Origin of the sequence: Streptomyces oceani (assembly GCF_001751245.1) — a bacterium.
Classification (GTDB): domain Bacteria; phylum Actinomycetota; class Actinomycetes; order Streptomycetales; family Streptomycetaceae; genus Streptomyces; species Streptomyces oceani.
The window spans coordinates 24,003-42,043 of the sequence record NZ_LJGU01000162.1 but is presented as its reverse complement, the minus strand read 5'-3'; the positions used below and the strand labels follow the sequence as shown (position 1 = coordinate 42,043).

General features: G+C 69.9%; 13 protein-coding genes and 1 pseudogene. 4 read left to right on the top strand and 10 right to left on the bottom strand.

Translation table 11 applies throughout. The features are described from left to right. Positions 1-746: 746 nt before the first annotated feature. Complete coding sequence (locus tag AN216_RS25785) at positions 747-1,361, bottom strand: class I SAM-dependent methyltransferase (RefSeq protein ID WP_070199132.1); 615 nt, start codon at positions 1,359-1,361, stop codon at positions 747-749. Positions 1,362-1,829: 468 nt separating this feature from the next. Here AN216_RS25785 and ctaD point away from each other — a divergent pair, with 468 nt between their 5' ends. The 3 genes from ctaD (at position 1,830) to qcrB (ending at position 5,686) form a co-directional block, all read left to right on the top strand. Continuing rightward, complete coding sequence (gene ctaD, locus AN216_RS25780; RefSeq protein ID WP_070199131.1) at positions 1,830-3,539, top strand: aa3-type cytochrome oxidase subunit I; 1,710 nt, start codon at positions 1,830-1,832, stop codon at positions 3,537-3,539. 2 nt (positions 3,540-3,541) lie between these two features. Next, on the top strand, positions 3,542-3,931 hold the full coding sequence (gene ctaF / locus AN216_RS25775) for an aa3-type cytochrome oxidase subunit IV (RefSeq protein ID WP_070199130.1): 390 nt from the start codon (positions 3,542-3,544) through the stop codon (positions 3,929-3,931). Positions 3,932-4,078: 147 nt separating this feature from the next. After that, positions 4,079-5,686: a cytochrome bc1 complex cytochrome b subunit gene (qcrB, locus tag AN216_RS25770; protein ID WP_070199143.1), complete on the top strand. Its 1,608-nt coding sequence runs from the start codon at positions 4,079-4,081 to the stop codon at positions 5,684-5,686. A gap of 68 nt (positions 5,687-5,754) precedes the next feature. On the opposite strand, the gene hypE is transcribed toward qcrB, so the two are convergent. From hypE to AN216_RS25735, 7 genes are all read right to left on the bottom strand, one after another. Beyond that, entirely contained in the window at positions 5,755-6,864 is a 1,110-nt protein-coding gene (gene hypE, locus AN216_RS25765; protein WP_420855804.1) for a hydrogenase expression/formation protein HypE, read from the bottom strand. Beyond that, positions 6,857-7,981, bottom strand: a complete 1,125-nt coding sequence (gene hypD / locus AN216_RS25760) for a hydrogenase formation protein HypD (RefSeq protein ID WP_070199129.1) — start codon at positions 7,979-7,981, stop codon at positions 6,857-6,859. The genes hypE and hypD overlap by 8 nt, the downstream gene beginning before the upstream one ends. Beyond that, positions 7,978-8,265 (bottom strand): HypC/HybG/HupF family hydrogenase formation chaperone, encoded by a 288-nt coding sequence (locus AN216_RS25755; RefSeq protein ID WP_070199128.1) that lies wholly within the window; start codon positions 8,263-8,265, stop codon positions 7,978-7,980. Before AN216_RS25755 ends, hypD begins: the two co-directional genes overlap by 4 nt. A gap of 33 nt (positions 8,266-8,298) precedes the next feature. Then, a complete protein-coding gene (gene hypF / locus AN216_RS25750; protein ID WP_079166997.1) occupies positions 8,299-10,818 on the bottom strand; it encodes a carbamoyltransferase HypF in 2,520 nt (839 codons plus the stop codon). Further along, entirely contained in the window at positions 10,815-11,606 is a 792-nt protein-coding gene (gene hypB / locus AN216_RS25745; RefSeq protein ID WP_070199127.1) for a hydrogenase nickel incorporation protein HypB, read from the bottom strand. The genes hypF and hypB overlap by 4 nt, the downstream gene beginning before the upstream one ends. Before the next feature lie 4 nt (positions 11,607-11,610). Then, entirely contained in the window at positions 11,611-12,006 is a 396-nt protein-coding gene (locus tag AN216_RS25740) for a hydrogenase maturation nickel metallochaperone HypA/HybF (RefSeq protein WP_070199126.1), read from the bottom strand. A 190-nt stretch (positions 12,007-12,196) separates the two neighbouring features. Next, positions 12,197-13,891: a hydrogenase maturation protein gene (locus AN216_RS25735; RefSeq protein ID WP_070199140.1), complete on the bottom strand. Its 1,695-nt coding sequence runs from the start codon at positions 13,889-13,891 to the stop codon at positions 12,197-12,199. A gap of 383 nt (positions 13,892-14,274) precedes the next feature. Between AN216_RS25735 and AN216_RS25730 the strand changes: the two genes are divergently transcribed. Beyond that, positions 14,275-16,194: an AMP-dependent synthetase/ligase gene (locus AN216_RS25730; RefSeq protein WP_070199125.1), complete on the top strand. Its 1,920-nt coding sequence runs from the start codon at positions 14,275-14,277 to the stop codon at positions 16,192-16,194. Between the two features lie 125 nt (positions 16,195-16,319). Here AN216_RS25730 and AN216_RS25725 read toward each other — a convergent pair whose 3' ends face one another. Beyond that, the gene (locus tag AN216_RS25725) at positions 16,320-17,282 is read right to left on the bottom strand and encodes a helix-turn-helix domain-containing protein (RefSeq protein ID WP_070199124.1); all 963 of its coding nucleotides are present in this window, start codon (positions 17,280-17,282) and stop codon (positions 16,320-16,322) included. 239 nt (positions 17,283-17,521) lie between these two features. Continuing rightward, a pseudogene (locus AN216_RS29515) lies at positions 17,522-18,041 on the bottom strand (hypothetical protein); the annotation flags it as partial.

Below are 18,041 nucleotides of genomic sequence, written 5' to 3'. Positions count from 1 at the left end.
ACCCAGACAAAACCGGCTGACGCCCAAACCGATGCCACCCCGCCACCCACTCACAGGCAGACGAGGGTGCTTGAGGGCACTCCGAGGCGGGTGAGAGGGGCGAGGGCTGAGCGGTCATACCCATCAACCCACCGTGGTGAGAGAGCAACAGGTACAGGAATGTACATCCCTGCGACAGCCACAAGCATGGTGTGTTAACCCCAACACGCAGCAGATGACAGCCATGATCATCAACAGCAACGCGGTAAGAGACCAGGCCCACCGGTCCATCACCGAGTATCAGGATCAGTGACACCTAACCCGCTGACACCACCCCACCCACTCACCCCTCACCTCGGAGGTGACCGACTTGTTTCCCCCTCATACGACCTGGAAACCCGAAATACATGACCACACCACAACACCCAGAACCGGCGACATCCCAGCACACGCCTGGTAACGCACAGGCATCAAACGAGGAGGAACCCATACCCCGGGACCTCCCCGACCAGCAGGACGACTCCACCGACCCAGCACCCAGCGAAGAGCAAGACACCCCACGCGCACCCTCACCACCCAACGATTCCCCCGTCCAGAACCCCACGCCCGAAGAACCACCCGACTAACCAACCAACCCCACCAGACGCGGGCTCCGACCTCCCATACCAGCCCCACGACAGAAGCCTTCAAACACCGCCCTCGCTACAGATCAATCCTCAAACCACAACAGCCCACACAGAGCCATGCCACACGACCGCAGGGCCCCTTCAGCCGCGATGCGCTCGATGGACACTGACGGCGTAGCCGCCGCCTTCGTAGGGGTGGGCGTCCCATGTCGCGAAGCGGTCGACGAAGGCGAGGCCCGCCGCGGCGCAGTAGGCGTCGTACTGCGACAGAGTGATGCCGGGCGGTACCGGCAGGTGGGCTTCGTCAAGCCCGAACCCGGCGACCATAAGACCGCCCGGGCACAGGGCCGCAGACAAGCGGCTGATCACCGCGGGCTCAGTGCCCGTAGCGAGGAGCGGAAAGATGTTGCCGGCAGCGACCACGAGGTCGAACTCCGCGGCGACGCCGAGTTCAGCCGGGTCGTACGTGGCCAGGTCAGCCTGAATCCAGGGCAGTTGCGGTGCCTGTCTGCGCGCCACTGCCAGCATGGAAGCGTCTCGGTCGACCCCGACACAGTCGTACCCTAGCTCCGCCAAACGGATCATGACTCGGCCAGTACCGCACCCGGCATCCAGCACCCGTGCTCCAGCGGGCACCAGTGAGGTGCACAACCGCGCCTCACCGTGCATGTCCTTGCCGCTGTCAGCCAGGGCCTCGAACCGAGCTGCGTAGTCCTCGCCGGACGTCCCACCAGTCAACTCTTCCCAACGGCTCATGCCCGACAGAGTAGGTGAACAGCACGAGTGCTCGCTTCGTGCGGCTTCCCCTCTTCCGTCACGGACGGTGATCCCTCCCGGCGGAGGTCAGGCCGTCACCTTCCGATCGGTCTTGGTCGGGCGTTCGGTCACAAGACCCGAGCAGGCAACCGCCGAAATTCTCAACCTCATCGAATCCACACAACCTCACACACCACGCGCCGTCTGACAGTCACGCTACATTCCTTGACCATCCAGTGACGAAAAGACCATCGCCACGCCTCATGAGAATCGCGCCAGAACAGGGCCGCCACTCGGGTGTGCCGCAGGCGTGGCAATCCGCCGCCGTTTCCCATCCGACGCATGATGAGGGACCCGCGCTGTGTTCCCAGGTCATTTCCCATGGGTGTCAACACGCCGCTGGGGAGGGTCATACGGTCCGGGCAGCACGGTTCATCGATTCGTACCCGGAGATGGACGGAGGTCACGATGGAGGCGGCACAGGCGGACGACACTGCCACCGCTGATCCGTCACCGGGGGAGTTGCGCCTGGGCCGGCGAATTCTGGGCTGGATGACGACCACGGACCACAAGGTCATCGGCAATATGTACCTGGTGACGTCGTTCGGATTCTTCCTGGCGGCGGGCCTGATGGCAATGTTCATGCGGGCCGAACTGGCGCGCCCCGGAATGCAGGTGATGGGGCACGAACAGTACAACCAGTTGTTCACCATCCATGGCACGATCATGATGCTGTTGTTCGCCACCCCCACCTTCACCGGATTCGCGAACGCGTTGTTGCCGCTGCAGATCGGGGCTCCCGACGTGGCGTTCCCCCGGCTCAACGCGTTCACGTACTGGGTGTTCCTCTTCGGTGGCCTCATGGTGGTGTCCGGTTTCCTGACCTCGAGCGGCGCGGCCTCGTTCGGCTGGTTCGCCTACGCCCCGCTCAACGGTCCGGTCTACTCGCCGGGGAACGGCGCCGACCTGTGGACGATGGGGTTGAGCGTGGCCGGCCTCAGCACCATCCTCGGGTCCGTCAACTTCATCACCACCATCGTGTGCCTACGGGCTCCCGGGATGACGCTGTTCCGCATGCCGATCTTCACATGGAACGTGCTGTTCACGTCCATTCTCGCTTTGCTGGCCTTTCCTGTGCTCAGTGCGGCGCTGTTCGCGCTGCAGGCCGACCGGACATTCGGCGCGCACATCTTCGACGCGGCGAACGGAGGCGCACTGCTGTGGCAGCACCTGTTCTGGTTCTTCGGGCATCCGGAGGTCTACATCGTCGCCTTGCCGTTCTTCGGGGTGATCAGTGAGATCGTTCCGGTGTTCAGTCGCAAGCCCATGTTCGGATACGTCTCGCTGATCGGGGCCACCATTCTCATTACAGGTCTCTCCGCCACCGTGTGGGCGCATCACATGTTCGCGACGGGGGCCGTACTGCTGCCGTTCTTCTCCCTGATGTCCTTCCTTATCGCGGTGCCCACCGGAGTGAAGTTCTTCAACTGGATCGGGACCATGCGCCATGGATCGCTTTCCTTCGAGACGCCGATGCTCTGGTCGGTGGGGTTCCTGGTCACCTTTCTTCTGGGAGGTCTCACCGGCGTCCTCATCGCCTCCCCTCCCCTGGACTTCCATCTCACGGACACCTACTTCATCGTCGCCCATCTGCACTACGTTCTATTCGGCACCATCGTCTTCGCGACATTCGCGGGATTCTATTTCTGGTGGCCGAAGTTCACCGGGAAGATGCTCGACGAGCGACTCGGGAAGATCCACTTCTGGACCCTGTTCGTGGGATTCCAGGGCACCTTCCTCGTTCATCACTGGCTCGGCCAGCAGGGCATGCCACGCCGGTACGCCGACTATCTCGCGGCGGACGGCTTCACCACGCTCAACAGCATCTCCTCGGTCAGTGCCTTCCTGCTCGGAGGGTCCACGCTGCCGTTCCTCTACAACGTCTGGAAGACCTCCCGCACCGCGCCCCGCGTGCCCCTCAACGACCCCTGGGGGTGGGGTCGTTCGCTGGAGTGGGCCACCAGTTGCCCACCCCCTCGGCACAACTTCCACGCGCTTCCACGCATTCGTTCCGAATCCCCCGCCTTCGATCTGCACCATCCGGAGGTCGGTGAGTACGCCCGATCCGACCGACAGCCGATCGCCGACTCCCCGTCATCACCATTGGATCGGGGGTAGCCATGCGCTCCGAGGCGTTCCTGTTCGCCGGTGTCTCGCTCTTCTTCGCCGTGGTCGCCGTGGTGTACGGCTGGTACGCCCCCGACCCGGCCGGGACCACCGCCCTCGCGCTCTCCTGCCTGATGTCCGCCATGATCTCCTTCTTCTGCTGGACCCGGTACGCCCGAGGCGGCCTGCGTGCCCAGGACCGCAAGCAGGCGCTGATCCACGAGACCACCGGCCGGCTGGACTTCTTCCCGCCACGCAGCCACGCGCCGGTGGTGACCGCGCTCGCCTGCGCGGTCCTCGGCACCGGGGTGATCTACGGCCTCTGGCTCTTCCTCATCGGGGTGGGCCTGCTCGCTCTCGGCGTGTACGGCTTCGTCTTCGAGTACGCCACCCGCGGCCCGTGACACGGCCTGCGGTGACTGCCCCGTAATGCACAAGCACCCGGCTCGAGAAGGTGTGTGGTGACGTCCTTTCCGCAGAAGAAGCGCACGGGGGCGACCGCACGCCCCGAGCGGGCGGCCGACATCGGTTTCCGCACCCTCGATCGCCGGATGCCGGCGACGGAGGGTGGCCGGGCGCTGCTCCGTAAGGCGTTCCCGGATCACTGGTCGTTCCTTCTGGGCGAACTGGCCCTGTACAGCCTCGTGGTGTTGGTGCTCACCGGTACGTATCTCACGCTGTTCTTCGATCCCGGCATGGCCGAGGTGGTGTACAAGGGGCGTCACGGGCCGCTGCAGGGCGTGCTGATGTCGGAGGCGTACGCCTCCACCGTCGAGCTCAGCTTCGACGTACGTGGCGGTCTGCTGGTGCGGCAGATCCACCACTGGGGCGCGCTGGTGTTCGTCGCCGCGTTGGGCGTGCACATGCTCCGGGTGTTCTTCACCGGGGCGTTCCGCCGGCCGCGGGAGCTGAACTGGGTGATCGGGGTGACGCTGTTCCTGTTGGCTCTGTTGGAGGGGTTCACGGGTTACTCCCTTCCGGACGACCTGCTGTCCGGCACCGGGCTGCGCATCGCCCAGGGCATCATCACCTCGATCCCGGTGGTGGGTACGTACCTCTCGTTCTTCGTCTTCGGTGGCGAGTATCCGGGGCACGACATCGTCTCCCGGCTGTACATCACTCATGTCCTGCTGGTGCCGGGGCTCCTGCTGGCGCTGGTCGTCGCCCATCTCGTGCTGGTCGTCTATCTCAAGCACACCCACTGGGCCGTCCCGGGCCGTACGAACCGCAACGCGGTGGGACAGCCGATGGTGCCGCAGTTCGCTGCCAAGTCCACAGGGCTGTTCTTCACGGTCTTCGGCATCCTGACGCTGCTGGCCGCGGTGGCACAGGTGAACCCGGTCTACAACTACGGGCCCTACCGTCCCGACCAGGTGTCCACCGCCGCGCAGCCGGACTGGTACGTCGGGTTCCTGGAGGGCTCGCTGCGGTTGATGCCGCCGCTGGAGACCACGCTGTGGGGTCACACCCTGATGTGGAACGTGCTGCTGCCGGCGGTGGTGCTGCCGGCGCTGCTCTTCGCCGCGTTGTATCTCTACCCGCTGGTGGAGCGCTGGCTCACGGGGGACACGGGCGAGCACCACCTGTGTGACCGACCCCGCAACCACCCGGTACGTACCGGGTTCGGCGTCGCGGCGGTGACCTGTTACGCCGTGCTGCTCATGGCCGGCGGCAACGACGTGATCGCCGAGACCCTGCGGGTCTCCCTCAACAGGCTCACCTGGATCTTCCGCGTGGGCTTCGTCCTCGGCCCGATCATCGCGTTCTTCATCACCAGGCGCGTCTGTGTCGCCCTCCAGTCCGCGGACCGCGAACGGCTGTTGGAGGGTACGGAGACCGGGGAGGTGTACCAGGAGGTGGACGGCAACATGCAGCCGGGCCACACCGGGCTGTCCGCGCGTGAGCAGTACGTCCTGCTGATGCGTAAGCGCGTGGAGCCGTACGGGCAGCGGCTGCCGGTGGAGCGGATGTCCCGGTGGCAGCGGCTGCGGGCGGCGCTGAGTCGCTGGTTCGTACGGGGCCAGGTCCGGCCGCCGGCCACGCCCGGGCAGCAGCGGGAGATCACCAGCAGGACCGCGGGTCCGAGCCAGGACGAGGACGAGGACGAGGGCGGGGGCGGGGGCGGGGGCAAGGAGAGCCGACCCACGAGCGAACCCTGATTCCGGCGGGGGCGCTTCCGGTGGCTCCCCGGTCCGGCCCCACACGGCAGGTGGGACCGGGCCGGCGTTCAGCAGATGCGGGGTAGTTGTTCGCCCACCGGCACGTCGACCACGCGGGTTCCGCCCAGTCCCGTACGGGCGACCACCATGCCGGGATGGGCCTCGACGCACTCGCCGATCACGGCGGCCGAGGCCCCCCGTGGATGGGAGCGCATGGCGGCCAGCACGGCGTCCGCGTGCTCCCGTGGCACGAAGGCCACCAACTTCCCCTCGTTGGCGACGTACATCGGGTCCAGCCCCAGCACGGCGCAGGCGTTGGTCACCGGGTCGGGCACCGGCAGGGCCTTCTCCCGGACGACCACCCCCACGGAGGCGGCGGCGGCGACCTCCCCGAGTGCGGTGGCGAGTCCGCCGCGGGTCGGGTCGCGCAGTACGTGCAGGTTCGGGGTGACCTCCAGCATGGCCTGCACGAGCCCGCCCAGTGGGGCGCAGTCGCTCTCCACCTCGACGTCGAATCCGAGGCCCTCGCGCACGCTGAGCACGGCGACTCCGTGCACGCCGATGTCCCCGCTGACGATGACGACGTCTCCTGGTACGGCCCGCTTCGGACGGATGTCGACGCCCGGCGGCACCAGGCCGATGCCGGCGGTGTTGAGGTAGACGCCGTCACCGTGCCCCGATTCGACCACCTTCGTGTCGCCGGTGGCGATCTCCACTCCCGCCGTCCGCGCGGCCGTTCCCATGGCCTCGGCCACCCGGGCCACGGTGGCGACCTCCGTTCCCTCTTCGAGGAGGAATCCGCAGGAGAGGTAGGCAGCTTGGGCGCCGCTCATGGCCAGGTCGTTCACCGTGCCGTTGACCGCGAGGTCCGCGATGCTGCCACCGGGGAAGAACAGCGGGCGCACCACGTACGAGTCGGTGGAGAAGGCGAGTCGGGCACCGCCCAGGGTGACGACAGAGGAGTCCGTGAGTTCGGCGAGCGCCGGGCCGGCCAGCGCGGGCGCGAAGAGATGCTCGACGAGTTCCGCGGACAGCGCGCCTCCCCCGCCGTGCCCCATGACGATACGGGGGGTGTCGCGCAGCGGCGCCGGGCAGGTCCAGCCGGTGACCTCCGGCCACGCCGTCGCGGCGTCCTGGATGGCGGGCGGGTCCGCGGCTCGCGCGGTGGTGTCAGACAACGGAGTTCGCCTCCTGCTTCTCGGCGCCGTCGCCGAGCCGGCGGTAGAGGTAGTACGCGGCGCAGGCACCCTCGCTGGAGACCATCGTGGCGCCGAGCGGGTTGCGGGGCGTGCAGGTGTTCCCGAACGCCGCGCACTGGTGCGGGGTGATGAGGCCCTGCAGGACCTCGCCGCTACGGCAGTCGGCGGGCTCCGTCGTGCGGAGGTCGGCCACCGGGAACCGGTGCTCGGCGTCGTAGTCCCGGTAGCGTGCGGAGAGCCGCCAACCGCTGTCCGGGATGGTGCCGATGCCGCGCCACGAACGGTCGGTGACCTCGAAGACGTCCGCGAGCATCGCCTTGGCCGCGGCGTTGCCCTCCGGACGGACGGCGCGCGGGTAGGCGTTGTCGACGTGGTGTTCGCCGCGTTCCAGTTGCAGCACGGTGCGGCGTACGCCTTCCAGGATGTCGAGCGGTTCGAAGCCGGTGACGACGATCGGCACCTGGTGGCGCTCGGACAGGCGTGGGTACTCCTCCGTACCCATCACGCTGCACACGTGCCCCGCGGCCAGGAAGCCCTGGACCCGGCACTCGGTGGAGCGCATGATCGCCTCGATGGCGGGCGGCACGCGTACGTGCGAGACGAGCAGGCTGAAGTTGCGGATGCCCAGCCGGTGGGCCTGATGCACCGTCATGGCGTTGGGGGGCGCGGTGGTCTCGAATCCGATGCCGAAGAAGACGACCTGGCGGTCCGGGTTCTCCCGGGCGACGTGTAGGGCGTCCAAGGGCGAGTACACGACGCGTACGTCTCCGCCCTCGCTTCGGACCTGGAAGAGGTCCCGGTCGGTTCCCGGCACGCGGAGCATGTCGCCGAAGGAACAGAAGATCACCTCCGGTCGGGAGGCGATCGCCAGCGCCTTGTCGATCATTTCGAGCGGCGTGACGCACACCGGGCAACCAGGACCGTGGATCAGTTCGACCGAGTCCGGGAGCAGTTGGTCGATGCCGTGCCGGATGATGGTGTGGGTCTGGCCGCCGCACACCTCCATGAGGGCCCACGGGCGGGTGACAGTGCGGTGGATCTCCTCCAACAGGCGCTGGGCCAGCCGCGGGTCCTGGAACTCCTCGATGTACCTCATCGCGGTACCTCCCGGTCTTGCCGGGCCGCCTGTTCCCAGGGGTCGCCGAACTCCTCTTCGAGCAGACCGAGTTGGGTGAACAGTTCCAGCGTCTGGCGGGCCGAATCCTCGTCCAGTCGCTGTAGGGCGAAGCCGACGTGCACGATGGTGTACTCGCCGACGCACAGGTCGGGCAGGTACTCCAGGCACACCTCCTTGACCACTCCTCCGAAGTCGACGGACGCCATGCGCGTACCGTCGCGTTCCTCGATCTCCAGCACCTTGCCGGGTACGGCCAGGCACATAGGCGCTCCTCGTTCCTTGGGGGTGGGCTGGGTTCAGTCCGTCCCGGGTTCGTCCGTCCCGGGGTGCACGTCCGTACGCGGGAGAGGAGTCGCCCCGGGTGCGGGGGCCGGCTCGGGGGCCTCCTCACTCCGGGCGGCGACCATGAGTTGGCCGAGTGCCAGGCCGCCGTCGCCGGGTGGCACGAGACGGTTGCGCAGCACCGTGTGGCCGTCCGCGCGCAGGAGTTCGGCGCAGTGTGCGGACAGCAGGGCGTTGGCGAAGACTCCGCCGGTGAGTGCGACGGTGTCCAGCCGGTGCCGGTCGCGTGCGGCGGCGCAGACGGTTCGTACCAGCTCGGCCACGGTGCGGTGGAAGCGGGCGGCGATCCACTCCCGGGGGACCTCGGCGCGCAGGTCCACGACCATGGCGGCGAGCAGTGGCGCCGGGTCCGCGGTGAGCGGGGCGTTTGGACCGGTCTGCCGCAGATCGAAGCGGTAGCCGGGCCGGCCGGCGGTGGTCCCGGCTGACGGCGTGGTGGATCCGTGCGCGCAGGCTTCCAGTTCCATCGCGGCCTGGGCTTCGTACCCGACCGTGTGGCACACCCCGAGGAGCGCGGCGGCCGCGTCGAACAGCCGCCCCATGCTGGAGGTCGGGACGGTGTTCAGGCCCCGCTCCAACTGGCGCTCCAGCAGCTGGAGTTCTTGCGGCTGGGTGGCGTGTACGCAGGGCAGGTCGTCGCTCCAGGGCAGACCGGCGGCGTACAGGTGGGCCAGTGCCATCCGGTAGGGGTGCCGCACCGCCGTGTCGCCGCCGGGCAGCGGCGCGTACGCCAGGTGCGCGAACCGGCGGAAGCCGGCGTAGTCGGCGAGCAGGAACTCTCCGCCCCAGACGGCGCCGTCGGTGCCGTATCCGGTGCCGTCGAAGGCGACTCCGATCACCTCGTGCCCGCCGTCCAGGCCGTGTTCGGCGAGGACGGAGGCGACGTGCGCGTGATGGTGCTGCACCTGTCGCACGGGTACGCCGTCCCGGACACGGGCCCGCGCGCGACGTGTGGAGCGATAGCCGGGATGCTGGTCGGCGACGAGGAGTTCGGGGCGTACTCCGGTGATGCCTGTCAGGTGTCGCTCGGCGGTGTCCGCCGCGGTCTGGGTGGACAGGTCGTCCATGTCCCCGATGTGCGCGGACAGCCAGGCCCGGCGGCCCTCGCCCAGGCAGAAGGCGTTCTTCAGGTCGCCGCCGACCGCGAGGGCCGGGGTGACGGGCAGCGGCAGGGTCAGCGTCGCCGGTGCGTAGCCACGGGAACGGCGCAGCGGCACCGGCTCGCCCTCGTGGACGCGTACGACGGAGTCGTCGCACGGCACGTGGATGGGACGGTCGTGGGTGAGCCAGGCGTCGACGAGTGGGGCGAGGGTGTCCAGGGCATCCTGGTCGTCCGTCACGATGGGTTGGCCGCCGTGGTTGCCGCTGGTCATGACCAGGAGCGTGGGACCGCAGGGGTCTTCGGGGAGGCCCAGCAGCAGCTTGTGCAGCGGGGTGTAGGGCAGCATGACGCCCAGGTCCGGGCTGCCGGGTGCGACGCTGTCCGCGATGCGGGCGGCGGTCTGTCGCCGGCCTCCGCTGCCGTGTCGGCGCAGCAGCACGATGGGGCGGGTGTTGCCGGTGAGCAGTTCCCGTTCGGGTTGGCTGAGTCGGGTCAGGCGGCGTACGTCGGTGAGGGTGCGGGCCATCACGGCGAAGGGTTTGTCACCGCGGGCCTTGCGGCGGCGCAGCAGCCGGACGCTGGCGTCGTTGGTGGCGTCGCACGCGAGGTGGTAGCCCCCGACTCCCTTCACCGCGACGATGGCGCCGATCCTCAGGAGCCGGCGGGCGCGGGCGAGCGGGTCGACGTCCCGGAGCGCCGTGGCGCCGGGGTCGGTCGGGTCGCCGATCGCGAGGGCCGGGGTGCGGGCGTCGTTCACCCGTAGGCTCAGTCGCGGGCCGCAGTCGTGGCAGGAGACGGGTTGTGCGTGGAACCGGCGGTCGGTGGGGTCGGCGTACTCCGCGGCGCAGCGTGCGCACATGGGGAACCGCGCCATGGTGGTGTTGGCGCGGTCGTACGGCAGGCCGGTGACGAGAGTGAAGCGGGGGCCGCAGTGTGTGCAGGTGATGAAGGGGTGCCGGTAACGGCGGTCGTGCGGGTCGGTGAGTTCGGTCAGGCAGTCGGCGCAGGTCGCCGTGTCGGGCGGGACGAGGGTGCGGGCGACGCCTGTGCCACGTGAGGGGGCGATGTGGAAGCCGGTGCCGCCGTCGAGGTCGATCTCCTCGTGGGTCACGGACTCGACGACGGAAAGCGGCGGCGCGTCCGAGCTGACACGACGGCAGAAGTCGGCCACCGCGGTCGCGTCGCCCTCGACCTCGGCCACGACTCCTTCGCCGGTGTTGCTGACATGGCCGGCGAGGCCCAGCTCCCCGGCAAGGGCGACGACGAACGGGCGGAAGCCGACACCCTGTACGACGCCCCGCACGGTGACGCCGCGCCGCTGCCGGCCGGGCTGTTGTGGGGCGAGCACGGGGGCTGCGGGTGCCTGGGTCATGAGTGCGCGTCGGCGTGCCGCTGGGTTCCGTGGTCGTGCTGGTGGCCGCGCTCATGCGCGTGCTCGTGCGTGTGAGGCTGGGCTGGCTGCGTCGTCCGGTCACCGCTCGCCAGCACGGGCTGGTGGACGGTTTCCCCCGCTCGTACGGCCAGCGCCCGGCGCAGCAGTTCACCCGTGCCCTCTCCCGTACGGGCGGAGGTGCGGACGATCTCCACGCCCGGGTTGACCTGCTGCACGTTCGCCCGGAAGGCGGACTCGTCGAAGCCGACAGCCGTGGCGATGTCGCTCTTGGTCACTACCACCAGGTGGGCGAGGCCGAAGGCGGACGGATACTTCAGTGGCTTGTCCTCCCCCTCGGTCACCGAGCACAAGGCGATCCGCAGTGACTCCCCGAGGTCGTACGAGGCGGGGCAGACGAGGTTGCCGACGTTCTCCACGAACAGCACCCGGGTGTGCGCCGGTAGCCAGCCGGTGAGGCATCTGCCGAGCATGTCGGCCTCCAGGTGGCACAGCCCGTCGGTGAACGCCTGTTTCACCGGAGCGCCGGACCGGGCGAGCCGCTCGGCGTCGTTCTCGGTGGCCAGGTCCGCGGTCACGGCCGCCACGGGCACGCCGCCGCGACGTGCGTGCGTCAGCTCCGCCTCCAGTAGCTGGGTCTTCCCGCTGCCCGGACTGGAGAGGAGGTTGACCAGAGTGGTCCCGCCGGCGGTCAGCTCCCGGCGCAGACGCTGGGCGCTCCGGTTGTTCTGGGCGAGTACGTCGTGTTTCAGGTCGTCAACGCGGCACATCGCTTCACGGCTCCCGAGGGGTTCGGCTGGGTGTGGCGGGTGTGGCGGGCACGGGGTCGGACCAGCGCACCCGGAGGACGCGGAGTTCCCGGCCGCTGAGGAGTTCGGCCCTGGCTCCGCCGCAGTCCGGGCAGCACAGTTGGGGCGGCATCCCGGTGGCCCACTCCCGCGCGCACGGCGAGCAGCGAGCGAGGCCCGGCACCGACTCGATGTGCAGCGCGGCGCCCTCGAGCGTGGTCCCGGCGCAGGCCAGGCCGAAGCAGAACTCCAACGCCTCCGGCACCACTCCGGCCAACTCGCCGACCTGCAGCCGTACTTCCTCGGCAAGCGCGGGGGGTTCGGTCCGTACGGTCTCGCTGACCTGATCCACCACCGCCAGTGCGATGGACATCTCGTGCATCGGTCCCTTTCCGCGGCAGGGGTCGGCGGGGCAGCGCGAGGCTTCCGGCAGTGCGGGGGCGCCGGGGCTCAGTACAGGTCGCGTGTCGGCGCCCGCCAGGACGCCACGCCGTCGCCACCGCCGTACGGTCCTTCGTTCGGCCGTAGGTGGATGGCGGCGTGACCGTGGTGGTCGTGGGGGCGGCCGCGGGTCACGGCACCGGCCCGGGTGCGGGGTCGGCGGGCTGGGCCTGCTTGCGTACGAAGGACGAACGCAGCCGGTGGTACGGCGCCTGGGTGTCGAAGAAGGCGCGTCGCATGTGCGCGAGTTCCGCGTCCCGGTATGCCTGCAGGGGGCGCAGCGCTTCCTGCCGCTCCAGGGCGGCCTTCTTGCCCATCACGCGGCGGGCCGTGCGGGGCGCGGTCGCGGTGTCCGCGGCGAGTTGGGCGACCTCGGTGGTGAATCGCTCCGGGGCGCAGTCGAGCACCCGGTCGACGAGGCCGAGCCGGGCGGCCGTCGCCGTACTGATGGGGAGGGCCTCGCGCATGAGCCGCTCTGCCGTGTCCTGACCGGTACGGCGCGGCAGCGTGTAGGTCCAGTACTCCGAGCCGTACAGGCCCATGAGGCGGTAGTGCGGATTCAGCACGCAGCCCTGCCGGCACCACACCTCGTCCGCGGCCTGGGCGAGCATGGCTCCGCCGGCGGCGGCGTTGCCGCCCAGCGCGGCGACGGTCAACCGGTCGGTGGTGGTCAGCACGGCCTCCACGAGGTCGTCCATGGCCTGGATGTTCGCCCAGGACTCCGCGGCGGGATCGGTGGCGGCCTCGATCACGTTCAGTTGGATGCCGTTGCCGAAGAAGTCCCGCATTCCACCCAACACCAGTACGGAGGTCGGGCGGGAGCAGGCGGCCCGATAGGCGCGCACGAGTCGGCGGCACTGGTCGGTGCTCATCGCGCCGGCGGCGAAGTGGAAGGAGAGGATTCCGACCGAGGCTTCTTCCCGGTAGCTGATCTCGCTCCAGGTCCGTCGCTGTTCGTCGAGCGGACCGGGCGCCTCGACCTCGGGCAGCGCCGGCAACCGTTCCCCCAGCGCCAGGGTGGCCGGCAGCCGGAACGTACGCGGCGCGCCCGGTGCTCGGCGGGCACGCAGCTGCGGGATCCACACGGCGCCGTCCACGGTGGCGCGGCAGATCGCGCCGTCCCGGGTGGCGAGCAGTTCGCCGGGATGACCGCGCAGTTGCTCTTCGGCGTGGCCGCCGTGCAGGAACCAGCCGGAGCCGAGCAGTTCGTCGCGTACGCCGGGCTGTGAGTCGGCGGCACGCAGCTTGCGGAGCACGGTCTCGGTCGGATCCGACTCCCAGTGGATACGCCGGGTGTGCTGCCGCATTCGAGGTCGGGAGCGGATCGCGGTGCCCGGCCTCGGGTCGGACTGACCGCGCGGCCGGTACGTACCGTCGGCGAACCGCCGTACCGCGAGGAGCACGGCCTCCATGGCCGCGTCGGCGATCTCGTTGCGGTACAGGTCGCTCTTGCCCCGGGCTGGCAGGACGCAGGGCACGGACGCCCAGACGGGGCCGGCGTCCATCTCGTCCTCCGCCTGCAGGACGGTCACCCCCCAGTTCCGCGCGCCGTCCTGGATCGCCCAGTCCAGCGAGGACGGCCCTCGGTCGCCCTCCGGTCCGGGGTGCACGATCAGGCAGGTGTGCGCGGACCAGATGTCCCGCGGGATGGCGGAGGTGAGCATCGGGGCGATGACCAGCTCGGGATCGTGCCGGGCGACCGCGCCGCGCAGGGCCTCGTCGCTCTCGGCGAGCTGAAGGTCCAACTCGTGTCCGTGGTCGCCCAGTTCGGCGAACACACGCTGAGTGAGACTGTTGAACGCGGTGGCCAGCAGCAGAATCCGCACGGTTGCCTCCGGCCGCTGGTCGGGGATGGTGCGCGGCCTGACAGGCAGGATGGTGGTCCGCTCGCGTGCTCCAGCGGTGACCGGCCGCCAGGTCACCCGATCGCGGGTCCGGTGGGGTGCAGCGGTACTGGCCCGGACCGCGACGGCTGCTCACGCGTGGGTCGGTGACGAGAGGCACCCACCCCGTTGATTTCCTGCTACGCACGAGTAGTTTACTCTCAAGTAAGTTGGGGCGGCCCGGAGTACGGGTCGGCATGAGCACCCGGCGCGGCACTGCGGAACACTCCACGGTCCCCGCCCGGCTCGTACCGCTCTGGTCCTCGCCGTCGCCCCTGCCCGACCACCGGACGGCACCTTCGCACTCTGACTCTGGAGACACGCTGATGGGCGTACGCAAGGACCTCAACAAGGCGAAACACCGCCCCGACCTCGCCGACCGGGTCACGGTGGAACTGTTCCGGGAGAACGGCGCGGTGCGGGAGGTCCGTACCTCCCCGCTGTCCGCGCCCCCCACCACGGGCAGCGTCGCCGACATCCCCTTCGTCAACGCGACGGAGGCGCCTCAGGACGTCGTGCTGCGCCGCAAGGTGTCCGGACGCTGGGAACCGGTCACCGCGGCGCAGTTCGCGACGGAGGTCAGCGCGGTCGCCAAGGGCCTCGTGGCCGCGGGGCTGGCGGTCGGAGAGCGGGTCGCCGTGATGTCCCGTACACGCTACGAGTGGGAACTGTTCGACTTCGCCATCTGGGCCGCGGGCGGACAGAGCGTCCCGATCTACCCGACCTCGTCGGCGGAGCAGACCCACTGGATTCTGACTGACTCGGACACCCGGTTCGCCGTCGTCGAGACCGCCGAGCACGCGGCCGTGGTCAGCACCGCCACCGAACGCGTCGCGCCGGAGGCCCGGCCACGCGTGTGGCGGATCGAGGACGACGCCGTCGCCGAACTCCGGGCCCTGGGAACCGAGGTGACCGACGCGGAACTGACCGCACGGCGGGCCGCGCTCTCCCCCGAGAGCGTCGCCACGTTGTGCTACACCTCCGGCACCACCGGCCGCCCCAAGGGCTGTGTCCTCACGCACGGCAACCTGCTCGCCGAGGCGGACAACACCGTGGGACTGCTGCACCCCGTCTTCCAGGCGATCAGCGGCCAGACCGCCGCCACGCTGCTGTTCCTCCCGCTGGCGCACGTTCTTGGCCGTACGATCCAGATCTCCTGCCTACGGGCCCGTATCGAGCTGGGACACTGCCCGAGCATCAAACCGGACGAACTGCGCCCCGAGCTCAGGTCGTTCCGCCCCACCTTCGTCGTCGGAGTGCCGTACCTCTTCGAGAAGATCCACGACACCGGACGCGCCACCGCCGAGAAGATGGGCCGCGGCGCGTCCTTCGACCGCGCCGACCGTGTCGCGCAGCGCTTCGGCGCGGCCGTCGTGGACAGGTTCCTGGGCACCGGTCCCGGGCCGGGACCCACGCTGCGGCTGGCGGCCGGGCTGTACGACCTGCTGGTGTACCGACGGGTGCGCAAGGAGCTGGGCGGCCGGCTGCGTTACGCCATCAGTGGGGGTTCGCCGCTGGACCGGGGACTCAACCTGTTCTTCTGGGCCTGTGGGATCGTCATCTACGAGGGCTACGGCCTCACCGAGACCACGGCCGCCGCCACCCTCGTCCCGCCACTGCGGCCACGGCCGGGGACCGTCGGCCCGCCGGTGCCCGGGACGGCGGTGCGCATCGCCGACGACGGCGAGGTGCTCATCAGGGGCGGTGTCGTCTTCGGGACGTACTGGAACAACCAGCGGGCCACCGAGGAGGCGTTGACGGACGGCTGGTTCGCGACCGGGGACCTGGGGGAGCTGAGCGAGGAGGGCTACCTCACGATCACCGGGCGGAAGAAGGACATCCTCGTGACCACCGGAGGCAAGAACGTGTCCCCGAGCGTGCTGGAGGACCGGCTGCGCAGCCGGCCGCCGGTGGGTCAGTGCATGGTGGTCGGGGACAACCGCGCCTTCGTGGCTGCGGTGATCACGCTCGAGCGGGAGGCCGTGGAGCACTGGCTGGCCGTACGCAAACGGCCCCGGGACACCCCGACCGAGGAACTGCGGGAGGACCCCGAACTGCTCGCGGACGTACGCCGCGCCGTGGACTTCGCGAACGAGGCGGTGTCCCGGGCGGAGTCCATCCGGAGCTTCGCGATCGTGGACGGCGAGTTCACCGAGGAGAACGGCCTGCTCACCCCCTCGCTGAAGGTCAAGCGGCACGCGGTGGCGCGGGCCTACGAGCGGGAGATCGAGGACCTGTACGCCTGACCCGTGCGCCTCAGCTCAGCCGCGGGACGACGAACGCCCCGTCGGACCATCGGACCACGCCGGTCGGCACTCGCTGAGCCGGCAGGCCGTACGCACCGCCCGGGCCGGCCGGGTCGCCCGGCGGCTCAGCGAGGCTCGGGCGGGCTCACCGACGGGGTCTCCTCGTGAGAGGCCCCCTCGGGAAAGACCCGCTCCGCGAGCCCGTGAAGCAGCGCCGGGGTCGCGGTGGCGGGCTCGGCCATGGTGACGAGTTGGTCGATCACCCCGCGGTAGTGGTCGATGTCCTCGGCCTCGTCCGGATAGCCGGCGCTGATGAGCTGCTCGAGGTACACCACGTCGGGGAGTTCCGGTTCGGGCAGCCGCAGCAGGCTGACCGACCCGCCGCCCGCCGGGTGGCCGCCCGTACGGAACGGCAGCACCTGGATGGTGACGTGCGGCAGTTCGCAGAGCGAGGCGAGATGGCGCAACTGAGCCCGCATGGTCGCGTGTCCGCCGATCGGCCGGCGTAGCGCCGCCTCGTCGATGACCGCCCACAGGTACGGCGGACGGGCGCCGTGGAGCACCTGCTGGCGTCGCATCCGCAGCTCGAGGCGCCGGTCCAACTCGGCCTCACGGGTGATGCCGTGCTTCAGGGCGATCACCGCTCGCGCGTACTCCCGCGTCTGCATGAGGCCGGGCACGAACTGCACCTCGTACGTCCGGATGACGCTGGCGGCCTGCTCGAGCGTCAGGTACGTGTGCAGCCAGTGTGGCACCACGTCGTCGTAGGCCCGCCACCATCCGCAGTTGTGCGTCTGCTGCGCCAGTGCCAGCAGCGTCGCCCGCTCGTCCGGGTCATGGACGCTGTAGATGGTCAACAGGTCGGCGGCGTCGCGCTGTCGGCAGCTGACGCGGCCGAGCTCAAGCCAGGCGATCTGCTCGGGCGTGACCCTGATGGCCTCGGCCGCTTCCTCGAGGGAGATGTACTGGGCCTCCCGCAGCACGCGCAGTCGGGCGCCCAGGACCATGCGCGGCACCGCCGGGCTGGGCTGCTGACCGGTTGGCACCCGGCCCGCGGTCAGGTCTCCAGTGACCTCAGTAATGCGCATGATCTCGCTTTCCGTCCTGCAAACGCACTGCGGCACACCACATTACGTGCTGCGGCCCGTCGACCGGCGCGCGCCGGGAGGCGGACAGCGTACGTGTCGGCCGAGGCGGCTGTCGCGGGCCGCGCGTGTGCGGTGTCTCCCCCCGTACGCGTTGTACCCAGCCACCAGCTTCGCTGAACATGTGTCAACAACACCCGGCCTGCGGGGTTCTCCACACCACGGCGGCCCGGCGGCCGTCCTCAGGCGGCGCCACGGGCGGTGACCAGGAGATAGCGCCGTCGGCGCGCGTCGAGATGACGCTGGGTGTCCCAGCCGCGTGCCTCGAGTTCCCGTGCGCAGGCGAGCAGTTGGTCAGCCGGATCGGTGTCGCCCGCACGACGGCGCGCCCCTGGTTCGTCGTACGCGGCACCGCACGTCGCCGGCCGCCACTCGACCCGTACGGCTGTGGTGTCGGGGGTGCCGGGGTCACGGGCGACCCGGTAGCCGGAGCGCACGCGGCGTCCGTCGGCACGTACGACCGAAGGGGGCAGGCCGGCGGCTTCCAGGGTGAGCGCGACCGCGTGCACGGGCCGCCGGCGCTCCCACTCAGCGGGGACGGCCAGCGGGTCGGTCGGTGGATCGGTCGGTGGATCGGTCGGTGGATCGGTCCGGGCGTCGCCCAGCGGGACGACCGGATCCGCGGCGGTGACGCGTCGGATCTCCAGCAGCGCCCGCCACGCCTGCCGCGCACGGGCCGCCACGGCGGGGGTGTCCGGTTCC

Coding starts and splice junctions, on each gene's coding strand:
- AN216_RS25785 (WP_070199132.1), bottom strand. CDS start 1,361: ATGAGCCGTTGGGAAGAGTTGACTGGTGGGACGTCCGGCGAGGACTAC.
- ctaD (WP_070199131.1), top strand. CDS start 1,830: ATGGAGGCGGCACAGGCGGACGACACTGCCACCGCTGATCCGTCACCG.
- ctaF (WP_070199130.1), top strand. CDS start 3,542: ATGCGCTCCGAGGCGTTCCTGTTCGCCGGTGTCTCGCTCTTCTTCGCC.
- qcrB (WP_070199143.1), top strand. CDS start 4,079: ATGCCGGCGACGGAGGGTGGCCGGGCGCTGCTCCGTAAGGCGTTCCCG.
- hypD (WP_070199129.1), bottom strand. CDS start 7,981: ATGAGGTACATCGAGGAGTTCCAGGACCCGCGGCTGGCCCAGCGCCTG.
- AN216_RS25755 (WP_070199128.1), bottom strand. CDS start 8,265: ATGTGCCTGGCCGTACCCGGCAAGGTGCTGGAGATCGAGGAACGCGAC.
- hypF (WP_079166997.1), bottom strand. CDS start 10,818: ATGACCCAGGCACCCGCAGCCCCCGTGCTCGCCCCACAACAGCCCGGC.
- hypB (WP_070199127.1), bottom strand. CDS start 11,606: ATGTGCCGCGTTGACGACCTGAAACACGACGTACTCGCCCAGAACAAC.
- AN216_RS25740 (WP_070199126.1), bottom strand. CDS start 12,006: ATGCACGAGATGTCCATCGCACTGGCGGTGGTGGATCAGGTCAGCGAG.
- AN216_RS25730 (WP_070199125.1), top strand. CDS start 14,275: ATGGGCGTACGCAAGGACCTCAACAAGGCGAAACACCGCCCCGACCTC.
- AN216_RS25725 (WP_070199124.1), bottom strand. CDS start 17,282: ATGCGCATTACTGAGGTCACTGGAGACCTGACCGCGGGCCGGGTGCCA.